Raw genomic sequence first — 15,207 nt, forward strand, 5'->3', positions numbered from 1 at the left:
GTGAAGGAGTATGAGACTATGGTTAAAACAGTTGAACCTTGGAAACAAATTGCGGGCGGTATCGCAGCACCGCAGGGATTCTATGCGGAAGGCGTAAAAGCAGGTATTAAATATCCGGACAAATATGATGTGGCGTTAATTTATTCAAAAGTTCAAGCTCAAGCAGCAGGAGTATATACTAAAAATTTGGTTAAGGCACATCCTCTTTATTTAAACCAGCGTCATTTGCAGAATGGGATGGCTCAAGGTATTGTCGTTAACAGCGGCAACGCCAATGCCTGCGTCGGTGCGTTTGGGGAACAATCTGCTGAAGCAATGGCTGAGGCAGTGGCAGAGACCGCAGCGATTCCTCAAGATGATGTGCTTGTGGCCTCAACCGGCGTAATTGGAGTAGAGCTGCCTCTTGAACGAGTGTTAACCGGTATTAAAAACGCCGGTACCGAGTTGTTCAAAACTATGGAGAAGGCTTCCGATGAAAAGCGTGATGCTTCTTTAGCGGAAGGAGCTCATCGAGCAGCCTTAGCTATTATGACAACAGATACCGTCGTTAAAGAATATGCCTATGAACTTCCTTGCTCACAAGGAGGAATTATCAAACTTGGGGCCATGGCGAAAGGTTCCGGAATGATTCATCCGAATATGGGAACCATGTTAGGTTTCCTGACAACAGATGCAGAGGTCCCCGCTGCAGTCTTGCAGCATCTTCTCCGAGAAGCTGTTGAGGAGAGTTTCAATATGGTGACTGTGGATGGAGACACGAGTACCAACGATATGGTATTGATTTTAGCCAATGGTGTGTCTGGGATTGCACCAAATGGCGACGACATGGTCAACTTTGAAGCTATGGTTAAGGCGATGTGCATACAACTGGCTAAAGATATTGCCCGTGATGGGGAGGGCGCCAGTAAACTTATGGAAGTACAGGTTACTAGGGCTAAGACAAAAGAAGATGCCCGTAAAATCGCTCGCAGTATTTGCGGATCCAGTTTGGTCAAAGCCGCTTTGTTCGGGGAAGATGCCAATTGGGGAAGAATTTTGACTGCTGCAGGTTATTCAGGTGCAGACTTTAATCCGAACAGTGTTGATATTTTCCTGGGTAATTTGGCTGTAGCTCAAGCAGGGAAAGGGATTTCTTTTTCCGAAGAAACCGCGAAGGAAATTTTGCAGCACAAAGAAGTAGAGATACGCTTAGTTTTGAATGATGGATCGGAAAATGCCACTGCCTGGGGTTGTGACCTTACCCATGAGTATGTCACGATCAATGGGAGTTATAGAACCTAAAGAACGGAGGCGGAAGAAATGACCCCGATTGAAGAGGGAATTGGCAAAGCCGGTGTTTTGGTAGAAGCACTGCCCTATATCCAAAAATTTGCAGGGAAAACAGTCGTCATTAAATATGGCGGGCATGCCATGGTAGATCCGTTGCTCAAGGAATCTGTCATGTTAGATATTTTGCTTTTGCATTCCGTGGGGATCCGTCCGGTTCTAGTCCATGGCGGAGGCCCAGAGATTAATGCCATGCTGAAAAAGGTGGGCATTGAGAGCCATTTTATTAAGGGCTTGCGATTTACCGATGCTCAAACGATGGAAATAGCCCAAATGGTTTTAGTAGGGAAGCTGAACACAGAGATAGTCGCTATGTTGAACCGTTTTGGTGGAAAAAGTGTTGGTTTATCTGGAAAAGATGCACAGCTCTTATTGGCAACTAAGAAACCTCTCAAAATGCCAAATAGTGACGGAACTATGGAAGAAATCGATTTAGGACTTGTCGGTGAGATTCATACAGTGACACCCAATATCTTGAATACTCTGTTAGAGCAAGGATATATTCCTGTAATTTCTCCGGTTGCCAGCGGTGAAAATGGGGAAACCTTCAATGTCAACGCGGATACTGCCGCGGGGAAAATTGCGGAAGCTCTGAAAGCAGACAAAATGCTTTTGTTGACGGATGTGCGTGGTATTCTTCGTGATGTTGGGGATCCAGATTCACTGATCTCAACGGTTAATCGAGATGAAGTAGATACGCTGATAGAAGAAGGAGTTTTACAGGGCGGAATGCTGCCTAAAGTTGAGTGTGCTGTGTCCGCACTAGAACAAGGGGTAGGCAGTGTCCATATCCTTGATGGACGAATACGCCATGCAATACTTCTGGAATTATTTACCGACGGCGGTATAGGAACAATGTTTAAGGACTAAGGCAGTGAACTCGTTCAGCTAAAGCTGAACATCGGGGCTTTAGGTGAGGACTCTACCCCACCCACCTGAGGTTAACGAAGGACCCACTCCCACTTATAGAAGTGGGGGTCTTAAAAGAGATAGGGAGGAATGAGACAATGACACAGTTAGAAGGTTTATCCACAGAGGCCATCATTGAGCGTGGAAAAAACGTGGTTATGAATACTTATGGTCGTTTGCCTATGACCATTGTTAAAGGGAAAGGCGTCTGGGTTTGGGATACAGAAGGAAAACGCTATCTGGATTTTTTGACGGGATTAGCCGTCAATTCTTTGGGGCACAGCCATCCGGCTATCGTGCAGGCGATTCAAGAACAGGCCGAAGAAGTATTGCATACTTCAAATTTATATTGGATTCCTAATCAAGTTGCTCTTGCAGAGCGTTTAGTGAAGCATTCCTTTGCTGACAAAGTATTCTTCTGCAATAGCGGAGCTGAAGCCAATGAAGCTGCTTTTAAGCTGGCTCGCAAATATGCTAAAGAAATGTACGGTGACCACAAATATGAAGTAATATCTCTGAAAAACTCCTTTCATGGGCGCACATTGGCGACCTTAACCTTAACCGGACAAACAAAGTATCAAAAAGGGTATTCTCCTTTGCCTGTCGGTCTAAGCTATACGGCACTTAACGATTTAGAAGGTTTAAAGGCTAAAGTTAACGAAAAGACGGCTGCAGTCTTTATTGAACCCATTCAAGGTGAAGGGGGAGTTATTCCTTGTTCCAAGGAGTTTCTCCAAGCTGCGAGGGACTTGTGTGATCAATATAGCGCCTTGTTAATTTTTGATGAAGTACAGTGCGGCGTGGGAAGAACCGGTAAGCTCTTTGCCTACGAGTGGAGCGGTGTGACTCCCGATATTATGACTTTAGCCAAAGCTTTAGGGGGCGGTGTTCCAATGGGTGCAATGCTGGCCACCGATAAGGTCGCGAATGTGTTTCAGCCTGGAGACCATGCCTCAACCTTTGGCGGCAATCCTTTGGCTACAGCGGCAGGATGTGCAGTTTTAGATATTATGCTTCAAGAAGGATTTTTCACGGGCGTTCAAGAAAGAGCAAACTATTTTCGACAAGGTCTGGAACATTTAGCGCAGAAGTATCAAACAGGAGATCCCATCCGAGGGCAAGGGTTTATCCTTGGCTGGCCGGTATCTAAGTTTGGTCCGGAAATTGTAGCTCGTTGTCTCCAAAAAGGATTACTCATTAACTGTGTAGGCGGCAAGACTCTGCGTTTTCTCCCTCCACTGATCGTGGAAAAACCTGAAATTGATGAAGCTTTGAAACTACTAGACGAAGTGTTTGCTGAACTTTGGAAGTAGACCAAGAAAAGCAAATTTATAGTGGATGTGCAAAATGAATAGACAAGGCAGAACTAATTTATTGATCCGAGGAGGGATAAAATGAAGGCAGCACTCGTTCTTGAGACAGGCAAAGTTTTTATGGGGGAATCCTTTGGAGCCTCTGGAGAGGCCTGGGGTGAAGTGGTCTTCAACACAGGAATGACGGGCTATCAAGAGGTACTGACAGACCCCTCATATGCTGGGCAAATGGTCTGTATGACCTATCCTCTCATCGGAAATTACGGAATTAACAAGCAAGATGATCAGTCTGAAAAAGTCCAAGTGCAAGGATTTATCGTCAAAGAGGCTGCTCTTAATCCTAATCATTGGCAGCTCGAGAAAAATATCTCGAGAACATTGGCACAAGCCGGCGTTGTGGGGATCAAAGGGATAGATACCCGTGCCCTAACAAGAATTATACGCGAATATGGAGTTCTGCGCGGTGTAATCACAACCCGCCTGGAACACCTTAACGAGCTAACCGCTAAACTAAAAACCTGGCAAGTTCCGGAGAACGTTGTAGCAGACGTCAGCACCAAGAAAATATATACCCTGCCGCCTACGGAATCGAAAAAAGGCTCCTTTCATGTTGTGGTTATGGATTTCGGGATCAAAAACAATATTTTGCAGGCTATGCAGGCTCAGGGATTCCAGTTGACGGTTGTTCCCTACAACACCTCGGCCGAGCAGATCCTCAAGCGGCGTCCTGATGGGGTTTTCCTTTCCAATGGCCCAGGTGATCCCAAATGTGTTCAAGCAGGGATAGAAACAATTCGTAACTTGATTAATCAACGTCCTATTTTCGGTATTTGCCTCGGTCATCAACTCTTGTCGCTGGCCTTAGGAGGCGATACCTATAAGATGAAGTTTGGACATCGGGGAGGAAATCAACCTGTACAGGAGCTTGAGACAAAGCGGGTTACGATTACTTCCCAGAACCACGGTTATGCGATATCTGAGAACAGTTTAGCTCAGACTCCTTTATATGTAACCCACCGCAATCTCAACGATCAAAGTGTTGAAGGAGTTAAACATCAGGATTTACCCGTATTTTCTGTTCAATATCATCCAGAAGCCGGTCCCGGCCCGAGTGAATCTCTTTATTTATTTGACGAGTTTGCACAATTAATGCAGGAATGGAGGGCTCAGCATGCCTCTTAATCCGGCTTGGAAAAAGGTCCTTGTCATTGGCTCAGGGCCGATTGTCATCGGGCAAGCCGCAGAATTTGATTATGCCGGTACTCAAGCCTGCAAAGCTTTACGGGAAGTGGGTTTAGAGGTGGTTTTAGCAAACAGTAATCCAGCCACAATTATGACTGATGTCAAAATGGCTGATCTTACGTACATTGAACCATTATTGCCTGAATCCCTGGCACGAATTATTGAAAAGGAAAATCCCGACGCTTTGCTGCCTACCCTGGGAGGTCAAACGGGTCTTAATCTCGCTATGGAGTTGGAACGCAGCGGCGTGTTGAAAAAATACAGTGTTGATTTGATTGGCTGCAATGCGGAAACGATTTATAAGGCAGAAGACCGTGATGCCTTTAAAGAGACTATGCTTGCGCTTGGAGAGCCTGTAGCCGAAAGTACTATTGTGACATCCCTTGATGAAGGGAAAAGCTTCGCGCGGAGCCAGGGCTTCCCGCTGATTATTCGGCCTGCCTATACTTTAGGCGGAACAGGCGGCGGAATCGCTAAGAATTCCAAACAATTGGAAGAAATTTTACAGCGAGGACTGCAAGCCAGTCCCATAGGTCAATGTCTTTTAGAGCGAAGTGTAGCGGGTTGGAAAGAAATTGAGTATGAAGTTATGCGGGACGATGCTGACAACTGTATTACAATTTGTAATATGGAAAATATAGATCCCGTCGGTATCCATACGGGAGACAGCATTGTCGTAGCCCCTTCGCAAACGTTGTGTGATGTGGAATACCAAATGCTGCGCTCATCGTCTTTAAAAATCATTCGGGCTTTAGGCGTCAATGGAGGGTGTAATGTTCAGTTTGCCTTGAATCCGGTGAGCAGAGAGTATGTGGTCATCGAGGTAAATCCTCGGGTTAGCCGGTCCAGCGCTCTGGCTTCCAAAGCAACGGGGTATCCGATTGCCAAAATGGCTGCCCTTCTATCTGTTGGTTTTACACTTCCGGAATTAACGAATCCTGTCACCGGACACACAAGCGCCTGTTTTGAGCCAGCCTTGGACTATGTGGTTGTTAAATTTCCGCGCTGGCCTTTTGATAAGTTTCCGGCAGCAGACCATCGCTTGGGCACTCAAATGAAAGCAACGGGCGAAGTTATGGCTATGGAACGAACCTTAGAAGGGGCTCTCTTAAAAGCAGCTCGTTCCTTGGAAATCGGAAGTGTAGGCCTTCGTATTGCTGCTTCCGGGGGCTGGACAGAGATGGAAATCGAAGACAAGCTTGCTTCAACAGACCATGAACGGTTTTTTGCGATTGCGGAAGCCTTTCGTCGGGATTGGACGAGTTTAGAAGTTCAAATGCTTACGCAAATTGATCCCTTCTATTTAGCGAAAATTAAGGAACTGGTTTCTTTGGAACGCCGCCTTCAAGGTGAGCCCTTAACTTCAGAATTGCTGCGACTGGCCAAGATCAAAGGGTTTTCGGATTTAGCCGTTGCCAAGCTGACAGGGCGGACGGAGGAAGCGGTAAGGAATTTGCGGATGGAACTGGGGATAATCCCTGTCTTCAAAACTGTAGATACTTGTGCCGCGGAATTCGCCTCGGCAACCCCTTATTATTATTCTTCTTATGAAGAAGAAGATGAGGGCGAGGTCACTTCCGGCCCCAAGATCGTTGTTTTGGGTTCAGGACCGATTCGGATTGGGCAAGGGATAGAGTTCGATTATTGCTCCGTTCATGCTCTCGTGGCTTTGCAAGATGCCGGTATAGAAGCAATCATGGTCAATAACAATCCTGAAACAGTTTCTACGGATTTTGATACGGCAGATAAACTCTATTTTGAGCCTTTAACTGTCGAAGACGTGCTTCATGTTTTGCATAAAGAGCAGGCAGATGGCGTACTTGTTCAATTTGGCGGGCAAACAGCTATTAATTTGGCCGGTCGGCTTGAAGATGCAGGAGTAAAGGTTTTTGGTACTCCTGTGGATTCTATTGACCTGGCTGAGGATCGGGAACGTTTCGCTGAGCTATTATGCCGCTTAGGAATCCCACAGTCTGAAGGCCGCAGTGTGACCTCTATCGCTCAGGCTTCAACCGTAGCAGAGGAACTGGAATTTCCAGTGATTGTCCGTCCGTCCTATGTCATTGGAGGTCGCGCTATGCAAGTCGTCTATACTCTTGAAGAACTGAAAGACTACTTGCGTCGGGCTATCTACCTATCACCGGAACATCCGATCTTAGTGGATCGCTATTTAGAGGGCAAAGAAGTTGAAATTGATGCCGTTTCAGACGGAGAGACCACGGTGATTGCCGGAATTATGGAGCATATAGAACGCGCCGGTGTCCATTCCGGAGATAGTTTAGCAGTCTATCCTCCCCAAAGCTTGACTCCTTCCGAGATTGACCAGATTCAGGATTATACTTGTCGCTTAGCTTCTGGAATCGGCATTCGAGGACTTATCAATATTCAATTTGTTGTTGTTCGTGGTAAAGTGTATGTTTTGGAAGTTAATCCCCGAGCAAGTCGAACCGTGCCAATTCTTTCTAAAGTTACGGGAATTCCTCTCGTGAATTTAGCGGTTCAGGTTGCCTTAGGTAAGTCGTTACAGGAACTGGGCTATAAGCATGGCCTTGCTCCCGAGATGCCTTACGTTGTCGTTAAAGCCCCGGTTTTTTCCTTTGAAAAACTGACCAAAGTTGAAACTTCTCTGGGACCGGAAATGAAATCAACGGGGGAGGTTCTGGGCATGGACACTCAGTTCGGCCATGCTTTGGCCAAAGCCTTTGCGGCCTCGCGTGTTCCCTTGCCACAGGATGGCAGCATTTTAGTATCTGTTGCTGAAAAGGACCGCCCTGAGGCGATAACCCTTGCCCGACAACTGTCTCAGCTTGGTTTTGGGGTTAAAGGAATCGGTGATACGGCCAAGGCTTTAGCTCTCTGCGGTGTAAAGGTTGACGTGGTTAGTGAATCAAGTCAGGCTTTACAGGAAGCTATTCGACAGCGCGAGTTTTCCTTTATCCTTAGCACACCGATAAAAGGAACGACTCCGGAACACACGGGCTATTTGTTAAGACGTTTAGCTGTTGAACATGGCGTACCCTGTTTTTCGTCAATGGATACAGCAAAAGCAGTTGTGCGTGCGCTGCAGGAGATCAGAAGCCAGACAAAGCCGCAGGTACTTTCTCTGCAGGAATATTTAGCTTAGTTGCCTGCAACAGGTATGGGAATCACTTCACTTGTAGAAGTGAGAGCCTTACGATTAGATAAAAAAAACTCCTGGTTGACACTTATGTCAATCAGGAGTTTTATGATATTCGCCTATTATAGTTTTGCGCCGCATAATAATATTCTTTCAAATATGGTCCATCGAATATAGAAATTGGGGCATGATAACATTAAGCAAGTTCGTGAATAACCTTAGCAATACCAATTTATCAATCGTAAGACTCCTGCTTCTGAAAAAAACGATATAGTTTAACTATTGCATTTTTATACATTAATAAGTATAATAATACACATTGAAGGGGTGGAAGAGATATGATAACAATTGATCATTCACAGTTTAAGGGTCGGGATTTTATTTCTTTACATGATTTTACTCAAAATGAATTAAAATGTTTTTTAGATGTTGCTGCCGAGCTTAAAAAAGAACAAAAGGCTGGGCGGCCGCATCCAATTCTTCAAGGCAAAACCTTGGGTATGATTTTCACAAAATCTTCAACGCGGACCAGGGTTTCATTTGAAGTAGGAATATATCAGCTTGGAGGACAAGGACTCTTTTTAAGCGGCAGGGACATACAGCTCGGCAGGGGAGAAACAATCGCCGATACGGCTCGGGTACTCTCCCGTATGGTTGATGGCATTATGATCCGCACCTTTAGTCATCAGGAAGTTCTGGACTTGGCTCAATACGCGACAATTCCCATAATCAACGGCCTGACAGATATGCTGCACCCCTGCCAAGTGCTGGCAGACCTTATGACGATTCAAGAGCATAAAGGACGTCTGGCAGGGTTAAAATTGGCTTATATAGGGGATGGCAACAATATGGCCCATTCACTGATGTTCGGCGGAGCCAAAATGGGATTACAAGTTGTGATTGCTTCTCCCCAGGGTTATAAGCCTGATCCTGCTCTGGTGGCTTTAGCCCAGGAAGATGCTAAAGCGAATGGCGGCAGTGTCGATATTCTTGATGATCCTTTAGAAGCGGTGAAAGGAGCCGATGTTCTTTACACAGATGTCTGGGCAAGCATGGGACAGGAAGCAGAAGCCGGTGAGCGTATGAAGGCTTTTCAAGGCTACCAGATCAATGCTGAGTCCCTTAAACTTGCCCATCCGTCAGCAATTGTGCTGCACTGTCTGCCTGCTCATCGCGGCGAGGAAATTACTGAAGAAGTTATCGAAGGCGCCCATTCCGTTGTTTTTGATGAAGCAGAAAATCGGCTGCATGCTCAAAAGGCAATTATGGCTTTGGTGATGTAAAGGAATACAGCTTGACTTAGTTACTTTGGTTATATATGATTTTTAGTAATGTATTGAATGAAAAGGAGAATAGGGTATGAAAAAGGTTGTTTTGGCATATTCCGGTGGCTTGGATACATCGATTATTATCCCCTGGCTGAAGGAAACCTATGGGTATGAAGTTATTGCTATGGTTGCCGATCTTGGTCAAGGTGAAGAATTGGCTCCTCTTCAGGAAAAAGCGACAAAGAGCGGAGCAAGTAAATTATACATCGAAGACCTCAGAGAACAATTCGTGACTGAGTTTATCTTTCAAACCTTGAAAGCCGGAGCAGTTTACGAAGGCGATTATCTCCTGGGGACATCCTTCGCTCGCCCTCTGATTGCCCGCCGTCTTGTGGAGATCGCTGAGAAGGAAGGCGCTGTGGCCATAGCTCATGGAGCTACTGGTAAGGGTAATGACCAAGTTCGTTTCGAGCTGAGTGTTAAAGCGTTAAATCCGGATTTAGAAATTATTGCTCCCTGGCGGCAGTGGAACCTTAAATCCCGCGAGGATTGTATTGATTATGCTGCAGCGCGAGGAATTCCCGTTCCTGTGACGAAAGATCGTCCTTATAGTATGGACCGCAACTTATGGCATCTAAGCCATGAGGGCGGAGACTTGGAAAACCCTTGGAATGAACCTAAAAGAGACCTTTATTTGCTTGGTGTTGCCCCGGAAGACGCTCCGGATGAAGCGACTTATTTGGAACTCGGCTTTGAGCAAGGGATTCCTACCACATTAAACGGTGAGAAGATTGCGCCGGTTAAATTATTGGAAACTCTTAATGATTTAGGCGGAAAAAATGGAATTGGCATTGTGGATATGGTAGAAAACCGGCTGGTGGGTATGAAATCACGGGGCGTTTATGAAACACCGGGCGGAACGATTCTCTATACTGCTCATAAAGCTTTAGAACATCTGACTCTGGATCGGCTCACCCTCCACTATAAAGAGCAAGTTGCTCTAAAATATGCTGAAATTGTCTATGATGGAGTTTGGTATTCTCCCCTGCGCGAGGCCCTTGATGCCTTCGTTAATGTAACCCAGAAGAACGTTACAGGGACTGTGCGCTTAAAATTATACAAGGGAAATTGTTCTTTAGCAGGCACGAAATCACCCTATTCTCTCTATAATGAAGCTTATGCCACGTTTGGAGAAGATGGAGTATATGATCAGAAGGATGCGGCAGGATTTATTAATCTTTTTGGTCTGCCGCTTAAGGTTAGAGCTTTAATGGAAAAACAATCAGGGCTGCGTAAATAAGACTGCAAATGGGCGCCGAAAGTTTCGGCGCTTATCTCACGTAGGGGGGCAATGCTCCCCTGCTTGTTTATTATCAACTACGGAAGGAAGATGACCTGTGAAACTTTGGGGCGGACGCTTTGAAAAAACAACCGATGCGTTAGTGGAGGATTTTCATTCCTCAATTCGTTTTGATCAACGCTTGTACAAACAAGATATTCTGGGAAGCATAGCTCACGCCAAAATGCTGGGCAGCGTGGGGGTAATCACAGAAGATGAAGCAACCCAATTGATCGAAGGCCTGCAAGGAATTCTGGCGGAGATCCAAGCAGGCAGCGTAGAATTTGAAATTGGTGCCGAAGATATTCATATGAATGTCGAAAAATTATTGACTGAAAAAATCGGGCCAACAGGGAAAAAGTTACATACCGGACGGAGCCGGAACGATCAGGTGGCCTTGGATTTAAGGCTGTATCTCAGGGAGGAGATTGACCAGACCAAAACATATGTCGGAAATCTGGTACAGACACTGCTGAACATAGCTCAAGAACATCTTGAAACATGGATGCCCGGATATACCCATTTACAAAAAGCACAGCCCATAACCTTAGCCCATCATTTAATGGCCTATAGCCAGATGTTTTTACGCGATCTTGGACGGCTGAATGATACCAGAAAACGTTTGAATGTGTCACCACTCGGTTCGGGAGCGATGGCCGGAACGACCTTTCCCCTCGATCGTGAGAAAGTGGCTGGTGATTTAGGATTTGACGGCGTGACACTGAACAGTCTAGACGGTGTCAGTGACCGAGATTTTGCTTTAGAATTTTTAGCCGGCGCATCGATCCTGATGATGCATCTTAGCCGCTTATGTGAGGAACTCGTACTTTGGTCGAGCGGGGAGTTTCAATTCATTTCTATGGATGACGGCTATTCGACCGGATCAAGTATTATGCCGCAAAAGAAAAATCCGGATGTGGCGGAATTAGTACGAGGAAAGACCGGACGTGTTTACGGGGATCTAGTCGCACTCTTAACAGTGATGAAGGGGCTGCCCCTTGCTTACAATAAAGACATGCAAGAGGATAAAGAACAGGTTTTTGATGCTGTCGATACCTTACAAAAGTGCTTAATCGTTGTAGAACCTATGCTTAGAACCATGCAAGTCCATAAAGATGCTATGGCTTGGGGAGCCAAAGGAGGCTTTACAAATGCTACGGATTTGGCGGATTATTTGGCGAAGAAAGGAGTGCCTTTCCGTGAAGCCCATGAGCTCGTAGGACGAATTGTTCTGCACTGCACCAAAAAAGGAATAGGACTGGAAGAGCTGGCACTCAGTGACTATCAGGCCCTGTCTCCGGTGTTTGATCAGGATCTTTTTGCTGCCATTGGGATTGAACATTGTGTGCGTGCGCGTAAGCTCATAGGAGGCCCTTCTCCGGAAACCGTCGCTCAAGGAATTCAAATAAGTCATGAAACTCTAAAACAATTGTTGGCTGAGTAAAGGTATGGAAACGACACAAAACTGTGCATAGTGTGGATAACTCTGTGGATAATATCGAAATAGATGGACTTTTTAAGTGGATAACCCCTAGGTAAATGGGGGATAAGCTCCCTTAATATGTGGATAACTTTTTTGCTATTTTCTGGAAAATACGACAAACTGAGTCTTTTAGAATAGTTATTTTTAAAGATAAACAATTATTTCCGTCGTCAAAGAAGGAAATGTTACTTCAAAGGTAGAAATTCTCACACATGATTTTTAGTCAACGATTATATCCTAAGATTTAGGAACACTAAACCTGTAGATGAGAGCGGCGAGGTAAAGGGTAAATGGAAAATCTTACAATGTTAACAGATCTATACCAATTAACCATGATGCAAGGATACTTTATTAATGGTTACCGCGATAAAGAAGCTGTCTTTGACGTTTTCTTTCGTTCCTTGCCTTTCGATGGAGGGTATGCGTTAGCCGCCGGACTTGAACAGGTCGTAGAATTTATTGAAAACTTAAGATTCAGAGAAGAGGATTTAGCATATCTCAAAAGTCTTAATATTTTTCAAGACGATTTCCTTGAGGAGCTGCGACATTTTCAGTTTACCGGTGACATTGATGCTATACAGGAAGGAACTCCTGTTTTTCCCTATGAGCCGATCATGCGAGTTAAAGGGCGTATTTTGGAAACACAACTTTTAGAAACCGCCATTTTAAATTTGGTGAATTTCGAAACCCTTATTGCGACAAAGGCCTCTAGGGTAGCTGCTGCAGCGGGACGGGGCCCGGTTATGGAGTTCGGCTTGAGAAGAGCGCAAGGGCCGGACGCGGGAACTTTAGGGGCCAGAGCAGCTTTTATCGGCGGATGTCAATCGACATCGAATATTCTGGCCGGAGAACGCTACGGAATCCCTGTTTCGGGTACCCAAGCCCATAGCTGGGTTCAGTGTTTTCCTTCAGAGTTAGAGGCATTTCGCGCTTATGCCCGGACTTTTCCGGACAACTGTTTGTTATTAGTGGATACCTACAGCGCCCTGGAATCCGGTGTTCCGAACGCCATTAAAGTAGGGCTGGAACTTGAAGCTGAAGGGTATCATTTTCAGGGGATACGGATTGACAGCGGCGATTTGACCTACTTGTCGAAGAAAGCCCGTCGGATGTTGGACGAGGCAGGACTGACAAAGGCCATTATTGTTGGCTCCAATGATCTTGATGAAGAGACAATCTTTTCAATAAGAGCTCAGGGAGCTGCTATTGATGCTTGGGGAGTTGGAACCCATCTCATAACCTCCAAAGACAGTCCGTCTTTAGGCGGCGTCTATAAGCTGGCTGCAGAGGGAGAAAACGGAGTTTTTCACCCTCGTCTTAAAGTTTCGGAAAACATCTCTAAGATTACCAATCCCGGAATTAAAAAGGTTGTTCGTTTTTATGACCGAGCGGGGAAAGCTATGGCCGATTTAATCGCCTTAGAGGATGAACTATTCAGCGAACGAAAATCCCTGACTATTTTTGATCCTATACAGACCTGGAAGAGAAAAACACTGGTGAATTTTAGGACCAGGGAGTTGTTAATGCCTATTTTCCGTAAAGGAAAACTGGTTTACCAATTGCCTTCTCTGATGGATATACAAAAGTATTCGCGCCAGGAACTGGATACCTTTTGGGATGAAGTGAAGCGCTTGGCAAACCCCCATCGGTATATTGTTGATCTTTCACCGAAGCTTTACGATTTAAAGCAACAGTTACTTTTGACCATTCACAATGAAATAAAATCAAATCAGAACCAGAATCAGGAGGAAGAATAAATGTGGACTGATAAGGAATTGGCCATTCGGATTAACACTGCTGTGGAATGGCTCCGTACTAAAGTTGCCGAGGCTAATGCCAAAGGGGTTGTCGTTGGGATCTCCGGCGGCGTTGATTCGGCTGTGGTTACCGGGCTTTGTGTTCGTGCTTTTCCGGAGAATTGCATCGGAGTAATCATGCCCAGTCACTCGAATCCTGAGGATCGGGAGGATGCCCTCTGGATTGCCGAAGGTTTTGAAATTAGGCCGTTAGAGATTGACCTTGGAGAGGCTCATACATTAGTTTTCAACCAAGTCAAGCAAGGATTGCCTTCCTCCGCGCAAGGCAGTCCAATTGTTGGCGAAACAATGAGTCAAGGAAATTTAAAGGCTCGTTTACGTATGTCAACATTATATGCTGTAGCTAATGCGATGAATTATTTAGTGGTCGGGACAGACAATGCCCCGGAAAGTTATACCGGATATTTTACTAAATACGGTGATGGCGGCGTCGATCTTTTACCAATCAGTTCCCTTACTAAGAGTGAGGTAAGAGCTTGGGCTTGGATGCTGGGACTGCCGCAAAAAATTGCCATGCGTGTGCCTACGGCAGGTCTTTGGCCCGGACAGACCGATGAAGCAGAGATGGGCTTAACTTATGATTTAATCGATCGTTATTTGCTCGGGGAAGATGTCCCGGCCGAAGTTAAAGAACGAATTGAGAAGTTACACCATCAAAGCGAGCACAAACGACATCTTCCTCCCAGCCTTGAACTTCCTAAACTCGAGAGGTTAGAATAAGTGCGAATCGGAGTCGATATTGATGGCGTCGTTTCTGATAGTTACCCATATTGGATGCAGGAACTGAATCAGTACTTTGGCAAGGATGTCAAGACTATTACAAATTACGATATGCATAGAGACTTTGAAGTTCCCAGATCCGATATGAATGACTTCTTCGTTGGTAATGCGGAACGACTGCTGTTTATGCCGAATATTGTGGCGGGAGCAAAAGAAGGGATAGAGGCCCTAATCAAAGAGGGCCACGAGATTATTTATGTGACCGCCCGTACACCTGAAGAGAAAGACGTTACCATTCGCTGGCTGGCGAAGAGTGAGATTCCACATGAACACGTGCTCTTTTCAGGCTTTAACAGTAAAGTGAACTTAGTCAAGGAATGGGGTATCGAGGCTTTTATTGAGGATTATCATGTGAATGCTCAGGAGATCGCCGCAATCGGAGTTCCTGTTTTTCTTCTGACAACCAGTTATAATCTGAACTATGAAGAGCTTTCCCAAAGCATCAAACGATGTCGGAGCTGGAAAGAAATCGTGGAGGGAATCAGAGAATTAAAGGGCCCTCTGAAGGGTTAAAAGCAGTTGAAAAAGTAGGGGTTAGAAAAAAGCAGAGCAGTAACAACTCGACGTTTGTTAACTGCTCTGCCTTTTTATTAAATCGTAAGACGTCCTCTC

General features: G+C 45.5%; 11 protein-coding genes. All 11 read left to right on the top strand.

Annotated features, from left to right (window positions below):
- The first annotated feature begins 18 nt into the window (after positions 1 to 18).
- The 11 genes from argJ (at position 19) to DEAC_RS03630 (ending at position 15,108) form a co-directional block, all read left to right on the top strand.
- Positions 19 to 1,281 carry a bifunctional glutamate N-acetyltransferase/amino-acid acetyltransferase ArgJ gene (argJ, locus tag DEAC_RS03580; protein ID WP_047808657.1) on the top strand — a complete coding sequence of 421 codons (1,263 nt, stop codon included), beginning with the start codon at positions 19 to 21 and terminating at the stop codon, positions 1,279 to 1,281.
- Between the two features lie 18 nt (positions 1,282 to 1,299).
- Positions 1,300 to 2,196, top strand: a complete 897-nt coding sequence (gene argB, locus DEAC_RS03585; protein ID WP_047808658.1) for an acetylglutamate kinase — start codon at positions 1,300 to 1,302, stop codon at positions 2,194 to 2,196.
- A gap of 137 nt (positions 2,197 to 2,333) precedes the next feature.
- A complete protein-coding gene (locus tag DEAC_RS03590; protein WP_047808659.1) occupies positions 2,334 to 3,548 on the top strand; it encodes an acetylornithine transaminase in 1,215 nt (404 codons plus the stop codon).
- A gap of 81 nt (positions 3,549 to 3,629) precedes the next feature.
- Positions 3,630 to 4,730, top strand: coding sequence for a glutamine-hydrolyzing carbamoyl-phosphate synthase small subunit (carA, locus tag DEAC_RS03595; protein WP_047808660.1), 1,101 nt, complete (start codon positions 3,630 to 3,632; stop codon positions 4,728 to 4,730).
- Complete coding sequence (gene carB / locus DEAC_RS03600; protein WP_047808661.1) at positions 4,720 to 7,914, top strand: carbamoyl-phosphate synthase large subunit; 3,195 nt, start codon at positions 4,720 to 4,722, stop codon at positions 7,912 to 7,914. The genes carA and carB overlap by 11 nt, the downstream gene beginning before the upstream one ends.
- Positions 7,915 to 8,246: 332 nt before the next feature.
- Positions 8,247 to 9,191 carry an ornithine carbamoyltransferase gene (argF, locus tag DEAC_RS03605; protein WP_047808662.1) on the top strand — a complete coding sequence of 315 codons (945 nt, stop codon included), beginning with the start codon at positions 8,247 to 8,249 and terminating at the stop codon, positions 9,189 to 9,191.
- Positions 9,192 to 9,267: 76 nt separating this feature from the next.
- Positions 9,268 to 10,476 carry an argininosuccinate synthase gene (locus DEAC_RS03610; protein ID WP_047808663.1) on the top strand — a complete coding sequence of 403 codons (1,209 nt, stop codon included), beginning with the start codon at positions 9,268 to 9,270 and terminating at the stop codon, positions 10,474 to 10,476.
- Between the two features lie 97 nt (positions 10,477 to 10,573).
- Positions 10,574 to 11,959 (top strand): argininosuccinate lyase, encoded by a 1,386-nt coding sequence (gene argH, locus DEAC_RS03615; protein WP_047808664.1) that lies wholly within the window; start codon positions 10,574 to 10,576, stop codon positions 11,957 to 11,959.
- A 329-nt stretch (positions 11,960 to 12,288) separates the two neighbouring features.
- Complete coding sequence (locus DEAC_RS03620; protein WP_047808665.1) at positions 12,289 to 13,755, top strand: nicotinate phosphoribosyltransferase; 1,467 nt, start codon at positions 12,289 to 12,291, stop codon at positions 13,753 to 13,755.
- On the top strand, positions 13,756 to 14,535 hold the full coding sequence (gene nadE / locus DEAC_RS03625; RefSeq protein ID WP_047808666.1) for an NAD(+) synthase: 780 nt from the start codon (positions 13,756 to 13,758) through the stop codon (positions 14,533 to 14,535). It begins immediately after the preceding gene.
- The gene (locus tag DEAC_RS03630; protein WP_047808667.1) at positions 14,536 to 15,108 is read left to right on the top strand and encodes a 5' nucleotidase, NT5C type; all 573 of its coding nucleotides are present in this window, start codon (positions 14,536 to 14,538) and stop codon (positions 15,106 to 15,108) included.
- Positions 15,109 to 15,207 lie beyond the last annotated feature (99 nt).

The sequence above is a fragment of the Desulfosporosinus acididurans genome, assembly GCF_001029285.1.
Taxonomy (GTDB): domain Bacteria; phylum Bacillota; class Desulfitobacteriia; order Desulfitobacteriales; family Desulfitobacteriaceae; genus Desulfosporosinus; species Desulfosporosinus acididurans.

Bases quoted from the DNA above. Each gene is read 5' to 3' on its own strand.
- DEAC_RS03610 (WP_047808663.1), top strand. From the start codon at position 9,268: ATGAAAAAGGTTGTTTTGGCATATTCCGGTGGCTTGGATACATCGATT.
- nadE (WP_047808666.1), top strand. From the start codon at position 13,756: ATGTGGACTGATAAGGAATTGGCCATTCGGATTAACACTGCTGTGGAA.
- argF (WP_047808662.1), top strand. From the start codon at position 8,247: ATGATAACAATTGATCATTCACAGTTTAAGGGTCGGGATTTTATTTCT.
- carB (WP_047808661.1), top strand. From the start codon at position 4,720: ATGCCTCTTAATCCGGCTTGGAAAAAGGTCCTTGTCATTGGCTCAGGG.
- carA (WP_047808660.1), top strand. From the start codon at position 3,630: ATGAAGGCAGCACTCGTTCTTGAGACAGGCAAAGTTTTTATGGGGGAA.
- DEAC_RS03620 (WP_047808665.1), top strand. From the start codon at position 12,289: ATGGAAAATCTTACAATGTTAACAGATCTATACCAATTAACCATGATG.
- argJ (WP_047808657.1), top strand. From the start codon at position 19: ATGGTTAAAACAGTTGAACCTTGGAAACAAATTGCGGGCGGTATCGCA.
- DEAC_RS03590 (WP_047808659.1), top strand. From the start codon at position 2,334: ATGACACAGTTAGAAGGTTTATCCACAGAGGCCATCATTGAGCGTGGA.
- argB (WP_047808658.1), top strand. From the start codon at position 1,300: ATGACCCCGATTGAAGAGGGAATTGGCAAAGCCGGTGTTTTGGTAGAA.